This window comes from Mesorhizobium sp. B2-6-4, assembly GCF_006441495.1.
Taxonomy (GTDB): domain Bacteria; phylum Pseudomonadota; class Alphaproteobacteria; order Rhizobiales; family Rhizobiaceae; genus Mesorhizobium.
This window is the reverse complement of record NZ_VFUE01000004.1, coordinates 212,266-226,898: the sequence shown is the minus strand read 5'-3', so window position 1 is coordinate 226,898 and position 14,633 is coordinate 212,266. Positions and strand designations below refer to the sequence as shown.

General features: G+C 60.2%; 13 protein-coding genes. 2 read left to right on the top strand and 11 right to left on the bottom strand.

Features of this window, described 5'->3' with window-relative positions:
* Window positions 1-8: 8 nt before the first annotated feature.
* From FJ426_RS07700 to FJ426_RS07690, 3 genes are read right to left on the bottom strand one after another with little or no spacing between them, the layout of a single operon-like run.
* Window positions 9-1,058 carry a radical SAM protein gene (locus FJ426_RS07700; protein WP_140825122.1) on the bottom strand — a complete coding sequence of 350 codons (1,050 nt, stop codon included), beginning with the start codon at window positions 1,056-1,058 and terminating at the stop codon, window positions 9-11.
* Complete coding sequence (locus FJ426_RS07695; protein ID WP_140825121.1) at window positions 1,048-1,338, bottom strand: PqqD family protein; 291 nt, start codon at window positions 1,336-1,338, stop codon at window positions 1,048-1,050. Before FJ426_RS07695 ends, FJ426_RS07700 begins: the two co-directional genes overlap by 11 nt.
* A gap of 10 nt (window positions 1,339-1,348) precedes the next feature.
* The gene (locus FJ426_RS07690) at window positions 1,349-2,425 is read right to left on the bottom strand and encodes a radical SAM protein (RefSeq protein ID WP_140825120.1); all 1,077 of its coding nucleotides are present in this window, start codon (window positions 2,423-2,425) and stop codon (window positions 1,349-1,351) included.
* Window positions 2,426-3,246: 821 nt separating this feature from the next.
* Between FJ426_RS07690 and FJ426_RS07685 the strand changes: the two genes are divergently transcribed.
* Together FJ426_RS07685 and FJ426_RS07680 are read left to right on the top strand one after the other, a co-directional pair.
* Entirely contained in the window at window positions 3,247-3,699 is a 453-nt protein-coding gene (locus FJ426_RS07685; protein ID WP_140825119.1) for a MucR family transcriptional regulator, read from the top strand.
* 383 nt (window positions 3,700-4,082) lie between these two features.
* Complete coding sequence (locus tag FJ426_RS07680; protein WP_246675510.1) at window positions 4,083-4,643, top strand: YitT family protein; 561 nt, start codon at window positions 4,083-4,085, stop codon at window positions 4,641-4,643.
* Window positions 4,644-4,814: 171 nt separating this feature from the next.
* Here the strand turns inward: FJ426_RS07680 and FJ426_RS07675 are convergent, their stop codons facing one another.
* The 8 genes from FJ426_RS07675 to FJ426_RS07640 are packed head-to-tail and all read right to left on the bottom strand — an operon-like array spanning window position 4,815 to window position 14,629.
* Window positions 4,815-5,384, bottom strand: a complete 570-nt coding sequence (locus FJ426_RS07675; RefSeq protein ID WP_140825117.1) for a DUF2478 domain-containing protein — start codon at window positions 5,382-5,384, stop codon at window positions 4,815-4,817.
* 29 nt (window positions 5,385-5,413) lie between these two features.
* Window positions 5,414-6,664 (bottom strand): gephyrin-like molybdotransferase Glp, encoded by a 1,251-nt coding sequence (gene glp, locus FJ426_RS07670; RefSeq protein WP_140825116.1) that lies wholly within the window; start codon window positions 6,662-6,664, stop codon window positions 5,414-5,416.
* 2 nt (window positions 6,665-6,666) lie between these two features.
* Window positions 6,667-6,951 carry a hypothetical protein gene (locus FJ426_RS07665; RefSeq protein WP_140825115.1) on the bottom strand — a complete coding sequence of 95 codons (285 nt, stop codon included), beginning with the start codon at window positions 6,949-6,951 and terminating at the stop codon, window positions 6,667-6,669.
* Between the two features lie 10 nt (window positions 6,952-6,961).
* Window positions 6,962-7,864, bottom strand: a complete 903-nt coding sequence (locus FJ426_RS07660) for a peptidylprolyl isomerase (RefSeq protein ID WP_140825114.1) — start codon at window positions 7,862-7,864, stop codon at window positions 6,962-6,964.
* A 3-nt stretch (window positions 7,865-7,867) separates the two neighbouring features.
* Window positions 7,868-8,644 (bottom strand): respiratory nitrate reductase subunit gamma, encoded by a 777-nt coding sequence (gene narI, locus FJ426_RS07655; RefSeq protein ID WP_140825113.1) that lies wholly within the window; start codon window positions 8,642-8,644, stop codon window positions 7,868-7,870.
* 14 nt (window positions 8,645-8,658) lie between these two features.
* Window positions 8,659-9,366 carry a nitrate reductase molybdenum cofactor assembly chaperone gene (gene narJ, locus FJ426_RS07650; protein ID WP_246675509.1) on the bottom strand — a complete coding sequence of 236 codons (708 nt, stop codon included), beginning with the start codon at window positions 9,364-9,366 and terminating at the stop codon, window positions 8,659-8,661.
* Entirely contained in the window at window positions 9,363-10,889 is a 1,527-nt protein-coding gene (gene narH, locus FJ426_RS07645) for a nitrate reductase subunit beta (RefSeq protein ID WP_140825111.1), read from the bottom strand. Before narH ends, narJ begins: the two co-directional genes overlap by 4 nt.
* A complete protein-coding gene (locus FJ426_RS07640) occupies window positions 10,886-14,629 on the bottom strand; it encodes a nitrate reductase subunit alpha (RefSeq protein ID WP_140825110.1) in 3,744 nt (1,247 codons plus the stop codon). The genes narH and FJ426_RS07640 overlap by 4 nt, the downstream gene beginning before the upstream one ends.
* Window positions 14,630-14,633: the final 4 nt, after the last annotated feature.

Below are 14,633 nucleotides of genomic sequence, written 5' to 3'. Positions count from 1 at the left end.
TCTCCTCCTCAGTGTTGAACGCAGCCGACGGCCCGGCGATCGGGTAGCCAGCAGCGTGGGTCGGCGGCGAAAAGCCGGCGGGTCTTGGCGAACGCGACAGCTCGGCAACCACCGCAGCGGGACCGCACCGCGCAGGAACCGCAGCGGCCCTCAAGATTGTCTCGGTCCTGGAGCGACCGAATGATCGGAGACGTGCTCCAGATCGAGGCAAAGGTGGCCTGCCGGACGTTCCCGACCGCTACTGGTAGTAAGACGCAGGGAAGCACGGTGCCATTCGCAGTAATGCATCCCTGTCCGCGACCAGCTTGGCAGCCGATGAAGCCCGGCATTTCGGTGACCTCGTCGTCAACAAGAATTTGCTGAGCAAGATGGCTGACGATTTCGAGCCGGCCTTTGTAGTGGGCCTTCAGCCGGCTAGTCGTTTCGATCACAAAGCGCCACTCGTCATCGGTAAGATCCAGCGAGTCTGTCCCGCGACCGGTAGGCACGTAGCGCGAGAAGTTCAGACGCTGAACGTCGAAGCCAGCGAGACGCTCGACGAACGCTTCGAGGTGATCCACGTTGAGCCGGTTGATCGTGCAGCAGACATGCACGCGCAAGCCGACTTGGCGGGCCGTTGCGATGCTGATCAGCACCCGATCGAAAAGTCCGGGCCAGAGGCGTAAAGCATCGTGGGCGTGCGGGAGACCGTCGAGGCTCACCTGAAGCCGATTCAGGCCGAGATCGGCAAGCTTGCGGGCGACGCGCTCGGGCAGCTTCGCCCCGTTGCTGGCCACGCCAACCGACATCCCGCGTAATTTCGCATGCGCGATGATCTCGAATAGGTCGCGACGTATAAGAGGCTCGCCGCCGGAGATACCGAAGTCGACCACACCGGCCGCCGCAAGCTGATCAATCAGGTCGATGACCTCCGGAGTTGCGAGTTCGTCCGATTTTCGCTTCGCCGAATTGGACGAGCAATGTAGGCAGCGGGCGGTGCATGCGTCAGTGGCGAGCCACACCATATGGAAAGGCATGTCAGGTCGGAATCCGCCGCCTGTCGTCAGGTCACTGCGCATGGACCGGCTCCACAATGCCGCGGGTCACTAGCTTGTCGAGGAACTCAGTCAATGCGCCGTGAACAGCGACGCGATCGCTATCAAGCGCGCCGGCCAACTCGTCTTCGATCTCGTTAACACTGCGCAACCCATCACAGAGGTGGAAAACGAGCACGCCAGTTGGCGGCACCAGGTGCATCTCGTCGGTTCGAGAGTTGTAAAAGAGATGACCATCCTTCTGCGGCCGCGCCACGCACCATTCAGTGGGCTGCAGGACAGTGTCGGGTTCGACCTTTTTCATAGCGGCCTCCTTAAATCGGCAAGCCTTCGCCGGCGGCTATGCCGGCGACCTCGTCAATTTGCATGGTGTTGACCCAGCAGTGCGGGTCGCCGGCGAGCGGGTCGCCGTCACTATATGCATAGGCGACGGCTCGGCAGCCACCACATGTCTTTAAGTGACTGCACGTTCCGCAATTGCCGCTGACGTGGCCCTGTCGATCACGAAACTGGGCCAGCAGGAACGAGCGATCCCAGAGGTTTCGGAAGCCGTCCCGCGGGATGTTGCCGATCGTAGTTGGAAGAAATACACAGGGCGTGACCGTTCCATCGGGCATAATGCGCGCGATCAATCGTCCGGCGCCACATCCGACGTATTTGCGCTGCTCCTCTTCGGTGACGAGGAGGCCAACGCGGCAGTCGTGCCACATTATCTCAAGGCGGCCCTTGTACTCTTCCCGAGCAGCGACCCATTCGCGCAGAACGGCGTGAAGTTGATCCGGCGCGAGCGCCAGGTCACGCGTCCCGCGGCCTGCCGGCACATACTCGGAGAGATTCACCGCATCCGCTCCGAGGTTCTCCGCCAGCGCGATAACACGGCGACCATGCTCCCAGTTGATCCGGGTTGGCGTGAAGCCAACGACGACCCGCACGTCCCGGGTGATGAGCCGCTCGATGGCGCCCACTGCCTTGTCGAAACACCCGGGAAGTTGGCGAAAATAATCGTGCGTCGCGGGATCATGACTGTCGAGACTGATGGTAACGCTCTTGACACCAAGTTCCTTCAGTAGATCTGCATTACGATCGTTGATGCATGACCCGTTGCTGCCGACGTTGACATTGAGCCCGCGTCCAACCGCGTGGCCGACAAGCTCGCGCCAATGCCGATGCATGAGTGGCTCTCCGCCAGAAAAAGCCAGCACTAGCACCCCTGCATCCGCCAACTGGTCGATGAGGTCGAGGGCATCTGGCAGCGGCAATTCACGCGACGGGACCTCGGGTCCGGACGCAGAATAGCAATGGAGGCAGCGAGCATTGCAGTGGTGGGTTATTTCCCACGCGACGTACAGCGGAGCCGCAAATTCTGTCACTGCAGGCTGATTCATCCCCATCTGGGTTCCCCCTTGTTTAGATCAGGCTTGTCATGTCCTCATAGGTTTCGATTTCCGCGCCCTCGGCGAGAAGTGACCGCCACTCTCGGAGCAGAATCTGCATTTGCGGATCGTCTCGAACGCGGGCTTCGTCACTCCGGAACGCCTCAATCGTTTTGTATTCGATCACCTCAATGAAGCAGCGAGGATCATTGATGTTTCGGAGCAATCGCACCCGAACACCTGGCAATGACTCATAAAAGGGGATCGCGTGCTTGAGAAAAGCGATGAGTTCGCTGCCATCCTCGGTTCGAGTCGCTATCTTGAGATGCAGTGTGCGCTTCGTGATAGCCTCCCATTTTGAGCGCGATTCATGAAACCATCGTCCGCCTGTGAGGAACTTGATCTAGATCAACCTGATCTGGTCTGTTTGTGACGGCTCATCACACGCTGATGTGGGTCCGCTCTCAGACTCCGCTCGGACGTTGTTTTCGCGACAACGCGGGAGCCAGCGCGACTTCGTACATATCTCATTTCTCGAAGGTGGGTAGCGGGAGAGCCAGTGGCTTGAATAACATCACATCATTCGCCACGGACGAAAGCAGAGGTGAGCCGTTGAGCGGCACCTTTCCCAGCCGCGAATCCAAGGGGTAGTCGCCTGCTTTGTGCGGCTCCGGAGCCGACAGGATAGCCATAAATTGAAACCAAGAACGGCCAGAGAGACTTGGAACAGCACAGGCAGGACTCTCAGTGAGAAGAGATAGCTCGTTCCGCGGGCCAACTTCTTGCGCCATCCGTCTTTCCCCAATACGAATGCGGAACAGAAACTGGAGTTTCATACATTGAGCGAACAAACTGATCGCCCGAACGTGGACCTGATAGGACTGACCGCCGATATTGTTTCAGCGTTTGTCCAAAACAACGCTGTGCCAGTGGCTGGTCTGCCGGATCTAATATCGTCAGTGAACGCCACTCTCAAAAATCTTGGTCGGCCGGATATCGTTGAACAGCCGCCACAAACACCAGCGGTCAATCCGAAAAGATCGGTGTTTCCCGATTACATCGTCTGCCTAGAGGATGGAAAAAAGTTCAAGTCGCTGAAGCGGCACCTCAGAACGGACTTTGGGCTCACCGCTGACGAATATCGCGCGAAATGGGGGCTTCCGCGTGATTATCCAATGGTGGCTCCGAGCTATTCCGCAACCCGCTCTGTGCTCGCAAAATCATCGGGCCTAGGCCGCAAACCGTCGGCACGTGTCAAGAAATCGACGGCGAAGCGAAAGGCGAAAGCTTAACTACTTCGCCAGTTCTGCGGTTGTTACAGTCCTCCTCTAGTGCCGCGACAAGCTTTCTGTCGGGAAGTTCGGTCTGTTGCCGGTTGAACTGCCGTGTCCACGCACAGGCTCGCCGGATGTCTCCAAACTGTTGCCGTCGTGCATATTCCGGTGATGCAAGTTCCCGCGTATGGCTGGGCTCCGCGTAATCTGGTTTGCGCCCGCGCAAAGATCGCGCGCCATTTGTCGGGTACGGATGGCCACGATCGTTTCGACATGGGCGCAAGAACAGCAGGTCCAATTCTGCAGCACAGATTGGAAAACCGTTCCTGCCCGCAAGCGGGGACTGGCAAATGGAACACCGAGAGCACGATAGGCACGGCCTCCATGAGGATGCCTTTGCAATGTTCCTGGGGACGCTCTTTGTCGCACTCGGCACGGTGATCTACGCCAAAGCGACGCTTCTGGTCGGCGGAATGGCCGGAATGGCCCTCCTACTGCAATACGCCACCGGCATGCAGTTCTGGGTAGCATTTTCTCTTATCAACCTACCCTTCTACTATCTCGCGATGAAGCGAATGGGCTGGCGTTTCACAGTCAGGACGTTTCTCGCCGTCAGCCTCGTTTCCCTGTTGTCGCGATTATCGGCACGCTGGGTCGAATTTTCCCTGCTAGACCCCACCTACGCAGCCGTGGTGGGCGGTGGCCTATGCGGGACGGGGCTTTTGATTCTCTTTCGCCACCGTACTGGTCTTGGCGGCATCAATATCCTGGCCATCTTTCTCCAGGAGACCTTGGGGATTAGGGCTGGCTACTTCCAGCTTGCCGTTGATCTCGGAATCCTCGGCGCCGCCTTGTTCGTCCTGACACCCGATCATCTGGTGCTGTCGATCCTTGGCGCGGCGATCTTCAACATGATCATTGCCATCAATCACAAGCCTGATCGCTATCTTGGCGTCACCTAAGGTTCGGAAGGGCAGACCGCGGGCAAACGCCCCAGCCAAACCGAAGTCATTAAGTACGTGTTGGGCGTAAGCCAGCGTGAGGCTCTCACTTCGCACCAAGCCCCGACCGAAGCACCGCATTGCCATCGGATGGAAGCGGCGGTAGGCATTGGGAACTCGCTGACGCGGAATTCATGCAACCTCTATCTTCGTTTCGCTCATCGGCGACCAATGCGACAGCAGACGTTCCGCTGCCGTAAGCGGATTGGATACGATCTCGGACAGGTCCATTTCTCGTGCCAGCCCAGCAGAGAATTCACGGAACGGCGATAGGTTGATGAGGGGAACACCGATCAGGACGGGAACGGAAAATTCGAGCGCCCTGGCGATCAAAGCTCTGAAGCCGCCGCCTTCGACCTCGGTCTTTCCGAATTTGCAGAGGACCAGAAGGTCGGTCTGGTTAGACAACTCTGCTTCGGCAGCCGTGCAGGCGCGGAGCAGCCGATCGGCATTCAAAACGCAGCCTCGTGCTTGAGGACCTCGATCATCTGATATCCCGTGAAGCTCACCTGTTGCGAGGTCGCGCAGATACATATCGCATTTCAGGCGACCTGGTTTCGGCTCACTGCGCTGGATAAGGCCGGCCAGTTGCACGCCTTGTTCGGCCATGGCGCTGGTGAATTCCTGCAAGAAAGCTTCGAACTGGGAACCGTTTGAATAGACGATTGCGGTGATTGGATAACCAGGTCTACCGATCTGCATGCGAGAGTTCCTTCCGATAGGAATTTGCGTCAGTTAACCGCGAATCGCGGCTGGTCGAACGGAAGAACTTCCAGGAGCGAGCCAACTTCGACGGGCGTTGATGCGCCAGGCACAACAGCAACGGCGTCGGCGCACACCATCGGCATTATTCTGTGCGAGCCATCCGGCCCGCTGCGATGTGCGGTCAATCGACCCTGGTCGACTTTCAAGCGGACCGGCAGCAGTTCCGTGCGATCCGGCTTGCGGGGATGTGTGAAATTTATCTCGGCCGTGATGCGGTTCGCTGGAGCTTGGCCGAGAAGAGCTTTCATCATCGGGCGCACGAAGGCGAGCGCGCCGAACGCTGCAGCTTGTGGGTTGCCGGGCAGTCCTATGAAATACGCGCCTGCAAGCGTGCCGAAAGCCAGCGGCTTTCCGGGCTTCATCGCCACCTTGACGACGTCGAGGCCACCCCCGGCACGTACGACGGCATTGCGCACATGATCTTCTTCGCCGACCGACATACCGGCGGTGACGATAACGAGGTCGGCCGTTCCCGCGATGGTTTCGAGTGCTTGCGTGATGGCAGCCAGGTCGTCACGAACGGTTAGGGACGTGACATGCGCGCTCGGCTCCGCCAGCAGCGCGCCAAGCATGGGTCCGTTGCTGTCGTAAACGGCGCCAGGGGGAAGCGGTTCGCCTGCATTGCGAAGCTCGCTTCCGGTCGCGAGAACCGCGACCCGCAGGGGACGGGCAACCGAAACCGTTGCAATGCCAAGCGCGCTTAGCAGCGCAACTTCTGTCCAGCCGATAACGCGGCCTGGCCGAAGGATAGCCGTGCCCTTTGTTACGTCCTCGCCAACCCGTCGAATGTGGGCACCGGCTTCGACGTCGAGCCCGAACTGCACGATATCGCCCCTGCGGGTTGCATGCTCCTGCATAACGACTGTATCCGCGCCGCCTGGCAATGCGGCACCAGTCATAACGCGACGGGCTGTCCCCGGTGCCAACACGTCCGGTTTGTCGCCAGCACACGTGCGCCCGGAAATAGGCAGGACCAAAGGCACGCCCTTCTTGCCCGACAGGCGGAAGGCATATCCATCCATCGCCGCCTGATCGAATGGCGGAAGGGCGCAGGGAGCTTCGATCGTCGCTGCCAGGATGCGTCCGACCGCCCGCACCAACGGCACGTCTTCCTGCCTGTTGAGCGGTTCAGCAAGCGCGACGGCGACGGCTCGAGCGGTTTCAAACGACATTGTCTGGGCGCCTGAGCGGAAGCAGTCGTTGCGCAGCGCACCCATCGTCAGACAGCCTTCGCCGCTGGCAGGGACTTTTCGAGAATTGCGCGCATGGCCGCCAGGCCGGGATCTTCCGCTCGATTCATGATACCGATGAGCTGTGTCCAATAATCATCGGTCGCGGTGTCCACAAAATTGCGAACGGCCGAGCCGACGATCTCGGCTGGCAAACGACCAGACGCATCAGCCGCCGCAGCCAAACGGGTCAGCAAGGCGGGCTCGTCGAACGCTGCGACGAGACCCATGGCGACTTTCGGATCGTCCAGCGAGGCAATGAGGTTTCCGAGCATCGCATCGTCCTCACTGCACCAACGGCGAAGATGGGCCGCCGATCTCAATGCCGCTGATATCCGCCCGACCGACAAGCAGGGAGACGTATTGCGCCGTAGCTTGCCGAGTGACGTGCTCGGTCAAGTAAGCGGCGATGCGCTCCCGCACGACGTCAAACGGGAGCTGGCGGCCGTCGATCCTTCGCGTCAGGCGAATGAGGTGGACTCCGTACCGTGTCTCCACTGGCGGCGAGATGTCACCTGGGGCGAGTTGAATCAGGGCGGCTTCGAATTCCGGAGTCGTGTCGCCTGGCCCGATCTGGCCGAGGCTGCCGCCAAGCGCTCTCGATGGACAATCCGAACAGTCCTGCGCCAGCGCTGCGAAACGCTCCGGCGCAGTTGCCAGCGCCGATCTGAGCGACAGCGCCTTTTCTCGCGCTACGGCGAAAGCTTTGTCTTCGTCGCGGCGTGCGCCGATGAGGATGTGATCGGCTTCGTAGAGCGATGGCGTCACGAAGCGGCGAAGGTTGTTCTCATAGAAGCGACCCAGCACCTCCTCGTCCGCCTCCGGCACACAGACTTCGCGTTCGATGAGGCCGCGCACCAGCGCATCCTCAATGGTCTCCCGGCGTCCGTCTTGGTCGGTCTTTTGTTCCGCGGCGATATCGAGACGCCGTGCTTCCTGCAGCAGCAATTCGCGAATGACCAGCGCTCGGGTTGCCGCCCTCCAGCCCTCGCCGGGGTTGCGCGCAGGAAAGTTCTGCACCTCGGCGGCAATCGCCTTACGCGAAACCGTCACACCATTCACTGTTACTGGCGGCATCGCCACGCGCTCGCGCGACGGAGTCGTGTCAGGTGTCGCCGGCCGGTGCTCGTGCGGATGTTCGGAGGACGGTGCGCGGCTGGCCGCGTGATCGATGATAAGAGCGGTCATGACTTACTCCGCAGGCTGGGGGGCAGGAATTGCAACAGGCCGCACCGGCGCAGGCGACGGGACCGTTGACACAGGCGCAGGTGATCGGCGGGTCGCCAGGCGGGTGCGCACCACCTGGTAGCCGGGGCGACCGAGATACCAGATCGGGGCACTCCAGACGTGGACCAGCCTTGTGAACGGAAACACCAGAAAGATCGTCATTCCAAGCAGGAGATGCGCCTTGAAGATCGGGTTGACGTCGGCGACATAGTCTGCGGCCGCTGGCTGCAAGGTGAGAATTCGCTGCGCCCAGTTCATGAATTTCACCATCTCGTGGCCATCCATGTGACCGAGCGAGACGAAGATCGTCGAAAGGCCAAGAGCAAGTTGCAGCCAGAGCAGCAACAGAATGGCGATGTCGCCGGGAGCGGACGTATTGCGAATGCGGGCATCGAATAGCCGACGATGGGCGAGAAGCGCGATACCGACGAAGCAGGCAACGCCGGCGATGCCGCCGACGGTGATGGCGAGCCCCTGCTTGAAACTGTGAGAGATGCCGAGCGCATCAAACACCCAGATCGGCGTCAACAGGCCGACGAAATGCCCGCCGAAGATCGCCAGGATACCCACATGGAAGAGATTGGAACCCCAGCGGAGCTGCCGCCGTCGCAAAAGCTGGGAGGAACCTGTCTTCCAGGTGTACTGCTCGCGGTCGAAACGGATCAGGCTCCCAAGCAGGAAGACGGTCAGGCAGAAATAGGGATACCAACCAAAGAGCACGTCGTTAATTGCGTTGGACATCGCTTGCCTCCCGGTCAGGCCACGTTATGCCGCGCGTCGCGGTTCGCCGCGCGCATCTGGATTCTCAACCGATCGACGGAACAGCCATCGGTCGCATTTCCTGGACCGAAAGTGACGGCGGTTTCTTCCCAGGCGGCATCGATGGAAGCCAGGTCGTCGGGCTCGTCATTGATCTCGACCGTGTCGGCGATCACAGCGGTTTCGTTTATGATCGAGAGCGCGGCCGTGAACACGGCGGCATAACCTCCGGTTCGCTTGGCCAGCCTTTCCTCAAGCAGCGAGAAGATATGGGCGGTTTCCTTGAGCAGGCCACGCGCCTCCTCGAGCGGGCGAGCGGACAGAAACTCAAGGAAAAGCGGGATGAAATCGGGCAACTCGTTTGCCGCGATAAGAAGTCCGCCGCGTTGATAGTGCTCGAGCAGATCGACCATCGCCTGTCCACGGTCACGGCTTTCGCCGTGGATGTGCTCGAAGAGATGCAGCGAGTGGCGACGCGTCTTGTCGAACAACTCCACATAGCGCTCCTGGAGATCGTACAGATCCAATGTGCCCAGATCGGCAAGCAGAGGGCGCAGTTGCTCCCTTGCTTCGACCGATATCAGCCCCTCGGCCTCGATAGCCGCGATAATTTCCGGAATTGCCGGGGAAAGATCCTCCGTCGGATAGGCAAGGAGTGCAGAGAGCGCTCTGAACGTCCTGTTCGAGACCGGGTTGATCATCATGCGATCTCCATCGGATTGGTTGGTCGCTTGGTCTGCTTGGTGCCAAAGAGGTTCGTCTCGGTGGAGCCGCTCGAGCAGCCGTTTCCAAAGGAGAAGCCGCAGGAGCCTCGCATGTCCTGCGCGTCCTCACTCCATTCGCGGTGCGCCGTCGGGATGACGAAACGGTCCTCGTAATTCGCGATCGCCATCACCTTGTACATTTCGTCGATCGCCGTTCCCGTCAGGCCGACCCGTGTCGCGATCGACTCGTCGAGGCGACCGTCGATCGTTTTTGCCCGCATGTAGCTGCGCATCGCGAGCATGCGTTCGAGCGCGAGAGCAACAGGCTCCTCCTTGCCCGCCGTCAGCAGATTGGCGAGATACTGGAGCGGGATGCGCAGGCTGCGCACATCAGGCATGTCGCCGTCGACGCCCATCTTGCCTGCGGCGGCCGCTGACTGGATGGGCGAGAGCGGCGGCACATACCAGACCATCGGCAAGGTGCGGTATTCCGGGTGCAGCGGGAAGGCTATTTTCCACTCCATCGCCATCTTCCAGACGGGCGACAATTTCGCCGCTTCCAGCCAATTGTCAGGAATCCCGTCAGCGCGGGCTTGGGCGATGACGGCCGGGTCGTTCGGATTGAGGAAAATGTCGAGCTGCGCCTGATAGAGATCCTTCTCGTCGGGAGTGCTGGCAGCCGCCTCGATACGGTCCGCATCGTAGAGGATCACGCCGAGATAGCGGATACGCCCGACGCAGGTTTCCGAGCAGACCGTCGGCTGCCCCGCCTCGATGCGGGGGTAGCAGAAGATGCACTTCTCCGATTTACCCGACGACCAGTTGTAGTAAATCTTCTTGTAAGGGCAGCCAGAGACGCACATGCGCCAGCCCCGGCATTTGTCCTGGTCGATCAGGACGATACCGTCCTCTTCGCGTTTATAGATCGCTCCCGATGGGCACACCGCCGCGCAGGTCGGGTTGAGGCAGTGCTCGCACAATCGCGGCAGATACATCATGAACGTGTTTTCGAACTGACCATAGATGTCCTTCTGGACACCCTCGAAATTCACGTCCTTGGAGCGCTTCTCGAACTCGCCGCCGAGGATCTCCTCCCAGTTGGGACCCCACTCGATCTTTTCCATGCGCTCGCCGGTGATGGCCGAACGTGGACGGGCCGTAGGGAATGCCTTCGATTCCTTTGCCGTGTGCAGATGTTGGTAGTCGAACGTGAACGGCTCATAGTAGTCGTCGATCTCCGGCAGGTCGGGGTTGGCGAAGATGTTGGCAAGGATGCGCCATTTGGCGCCCATCTTCGGCTCGATGCGGCCGTTCTTCTTGCGCCGCCATCCGCCATTCCATTTCTTCTGGTTTTCCCATTCTTTTGGGTAGCCCACCCCAGGCTTGGTCTCGACATTGTTGAACCAGGCGTATTCGACGCCTTCCCGGTTGGTCCAGACGTTCTTGCAGGTGACGGAGCAGGTGTGGCACCCGATGCACTTGTCGAGATTCAGCACCATCGCGATCTGAGCACGGATTTTCATTCTGCAGCCTCCTTCGGCGCTTCGGACGCGAGCGGCCCTTCGAGCCAATCGACATTGGCCATCTTGCGGACGACGATGAATTCGTCGCGGTTGGAACCCACCGTGCCGTAATAGTTGAATCCATAGGCCTGCTGGGCGTAGCCACCGATCATGTGGGTAGGTTTCAACACCGTTCGGGTAACCGAGTTGTGGATGCCGCCGCGGTGGCCGGTCATCTCCGATCCCGGCGTGTTCACGATCTTCTCCTGGGCGTGATACATCATCATCATACCCGGCTTGACCCGCTGGGAGACGACAGCACGCGCGGTGAGCGCGCCGTTGATGTTGAAGACCTCGACCCAGTCATTGTCGACCAGGCCGGCCGTCTTGGCGTCGGTCTCGGAGATCCACACCACCGGGCCGCCGCGGTTGAGCGTCAGCATTAGAAGATTGTCCGAGTAGGTGGAATGGATGCCCCATTTCTGGTGGGGCGTGATGAAGTTGAGGACGATTTCCTTGTGCCCGTTGGGACGGACATCCTTGATACCCGGGATCGTCTTGAGATCGACTGGCGGCTTCCAGGTGACGAGCCCCTCGCCGAAGGCCCTCATCCACAGGTGATCCTGGTAGAGCTGCTGGCGGCCGGTCAATGTCCGCCACGGGATCAATTCGTGGACGTTGGTATAGCCGGCGTTGTAACAGACCTTCTCGCTTTCGATGCCGGACCATGTCGGCGAAGAGATGATCTTGCGCGGCTGTGCCTGGATATCGCGGAAGCGGATCTTCTCGTCTTCCTTCGGCAAGGCAAGGTGTGCATGTTCACGGCCGGTGATTTCCGACAAGGCCTCCCAGGCCTTGATCGCGACCTCGCCATTGGTCTCCGGCGCCAGCATGAGAATGACCTCGCAAGCGTCGATGTCGGTCTCGATCTTCGGCAAGCCCTTGCCCGCACCATCGAGATGGACGCCGTTCAGCGCTCCGAGCGCCTCGACTTCGTGCTTGGTGTTCCAGGCGATGCCTTTGCCCCCGTTGCCGATTTTTGTCATCAACGGCCCCAGCGCCGTGAACTGGGCGTAGAGATTGGGGTAATCGCGGGTTACGAGCATCACCGACGGCATTGTCTTGCCCGGGATTGGCTCGACTTCGCCGAGCTTCCAGTCCTTCACGTCGAGGGCCTGGGCCATCTCGGCCGGGCTGTCATGCTGGATCGGAGTGAGAACCACATCCTGCTCAACGCCTAACACCTCGCGGGATACTTCCGAGAAGGCCTTGGCGAGGCTCTTGTAAATCTCCCAGTCGGAGCGCGACTCCCAGGCAGGATCCACCGCCGCCGACAGCGGATGGATGAAGGGATGCATGTCGGACGTGTTGAGGTCGTTTTTCTCGTACCAAGTGGCAGTTGGCAGTACAATGTCGGAATAGACGCAGGTGGTCGACATGCGGAAGTCGAGCGTGACCAGGAGGTCGAGTTTTCCCTGCGGCGCCGTCTCGTGCCAGACGACTTCGGTGTTGCGGACCGCCCCTTCCGCGCCGAGGTCCTTACCCATCACACCATGGGTGGTGCCGAGCAAATGCTTGAGGAAATATTCGTGACCCTTGCCGGATGAGCCGAGGAGATTTGAGCGCCAGACGAACATGTTGCGCGGCCAGTTGTCGGGATCGTCGGGATCATGGCAGGAGAGTTCCAGTTCACCGGATTTCAGCGCCTTGACGACATAGTCCTTCGGCTCAAGGCCGGCGGCTTTGGCCTTGGCAGCGATCGTCAGCGGATTCTGCTTCAACTGGGGCGCCGAGGGGAGCCAGCCCATACGCTCGGCGCGAACATTGTAGTCGATGAAACTCTTGTTCCAATCACCCTCGGGCGCGGTCGGCGACAGTATTTCGGCAGCCGTCAGGGTCTCGTAGCGCCACTGGTCGGTCTGCGCGTAGAAGAAGGACGTCGAGTTCATGTGCCGGGGTGGCCGGCTCCAATCGAGCGCGAAAGCAAGCGGTGTCCAGCCTGTCTGCGGCCGCAGTTTCTCCTGTCCGACATAGTGCGACCAGCCGCCGCCCGACTGGCCGATGGCGCCACAGAAGACCAGGAGATTGATGATCCCCCGGTAGGTCATGTCCATGTGGTACCAGTGGTTCACGCCGGCGCCGAGGATCACCATCGAACGGCCGTCGGTTTTCTCCGCGTTGGTGGCAAACTCACGGGCAACGGTGATGATCGCGTCGCGCTTTACCCCGGTAATGCGCTCCGCCCAGGCGGGCGTGAACGGCACGTCTTCGTCATAGCTCTTGGCCACGTGATCGCCGCCGAAACCCCGGTCGAGGCCGTAATTGGCCATCATCAGGTCGTGGACGGTGGCGACTGCGACCTGGGAGCCGTCGCTCAGCTTGATCCGCCGGACCGGAAGGTTGCGGGTGAGAATTTCACCGTGATCGGTCGACACGAAATGCTCGGTGGCGCGTCCGCCAAAATACGGAAAATCGACAGGCACGATCTTGGATTTCTTGCCAGCAAGCGTCAGCCTGAGCCGAATGCTCCGGCCTTCGCCATCCTTCTCCTCAAGGTTCCATTTGGCGCCCTCGCCCCAGCGATAGCCGATCGAACCGCGCGGCGAGACGAGTTTATCCGTAGTCTCGTCGATCGCGACTGTCTTCCATTCCGGATTGTTGCTCTCGCCCAGACCACCAGCGATCTCGGAAGCCCGTAGGAGCCGTTCCGGAACGAACCGACCATCGCGTTCCGTGAGGCGAACCAGGAACGGCAAGTCGGTGTACTTGCGGGCGTAGTCGTCGAAATACGGAACCGTGCGATCGAGGTAATATTCGCGAAGAATGACGTGGCCCATGGCCAGAGCCAGTGCAGCGTCAGTCCCCTGCTTCGGGTTGAGCCAGATATCGGCAAATTTGGTCGCCTCGGCGTAGTCTGGGCTGACGACCGCACTTTTCGTGCCCTTGTAACGCACTTCGGTATAGAAGTGCGCATCGGGGGTGCGTGTTTGCGGGACGTTGGAGCCCCAGACGATGATGAAGCCTGCATTGTACCAGTCGGCGCTTTCAGGAACGTCGGTCTGCTCGCCCCAGGTCTGGGGGCTCGCCGGCGGCAGATCGCAATACCAGTCGTAGAATGACATGCATACGCCACCCATCAGCGACAGGTAGCGGGAGCCTGCTGCATACGAGACCATCGACATGGCCGGGATCGGCGAGAAGCCAATGACACGGTCGGGACCATGAGCCTTTACTGTATAGGCATTGGCCGCCGCGATGAGTTCGTTCACCTCGTCCCAAGTGGCGCGCACGAACCCACCGTGGCCGCGGATGGAGATGTAGGATTGCCGCTTGTCAGCATCCTTGACGATCGAGGCCCATGCAGCAACGGGCGGCATCGTGGAACGAGCGGCCCGCCACAGCTTTAGCAGCCGACCGCGGATCATCGGGTATTTCACCCGCGCGCCGGAATAGAGGTACCAGCTATATGAGGCACCACGCGCGCAGCCGCGCGGTTCATGGTTGGGAAGATCGGGCCGCGTGCGTGGATAGTCGGTCTGCTGTGTCTCCCAGGTGACGATGCCGCCTTTGACGTAAATCTTCCACGAGCAGGAGCCGGTGCAGTTTACGCCATGGGTGGAGCGCACGATCTTGTCGTGCTGCCAGCGCTTGCGGTAGCCGTCCTCCCATGAGCGATCCTCGTTGGTGACGATGCCGTGGCCGTCGGAGAAACTGTCGACGGTCTTCCGGAAGAAGGTTAGCCGGTCGAGAAAATGCGACATTGCT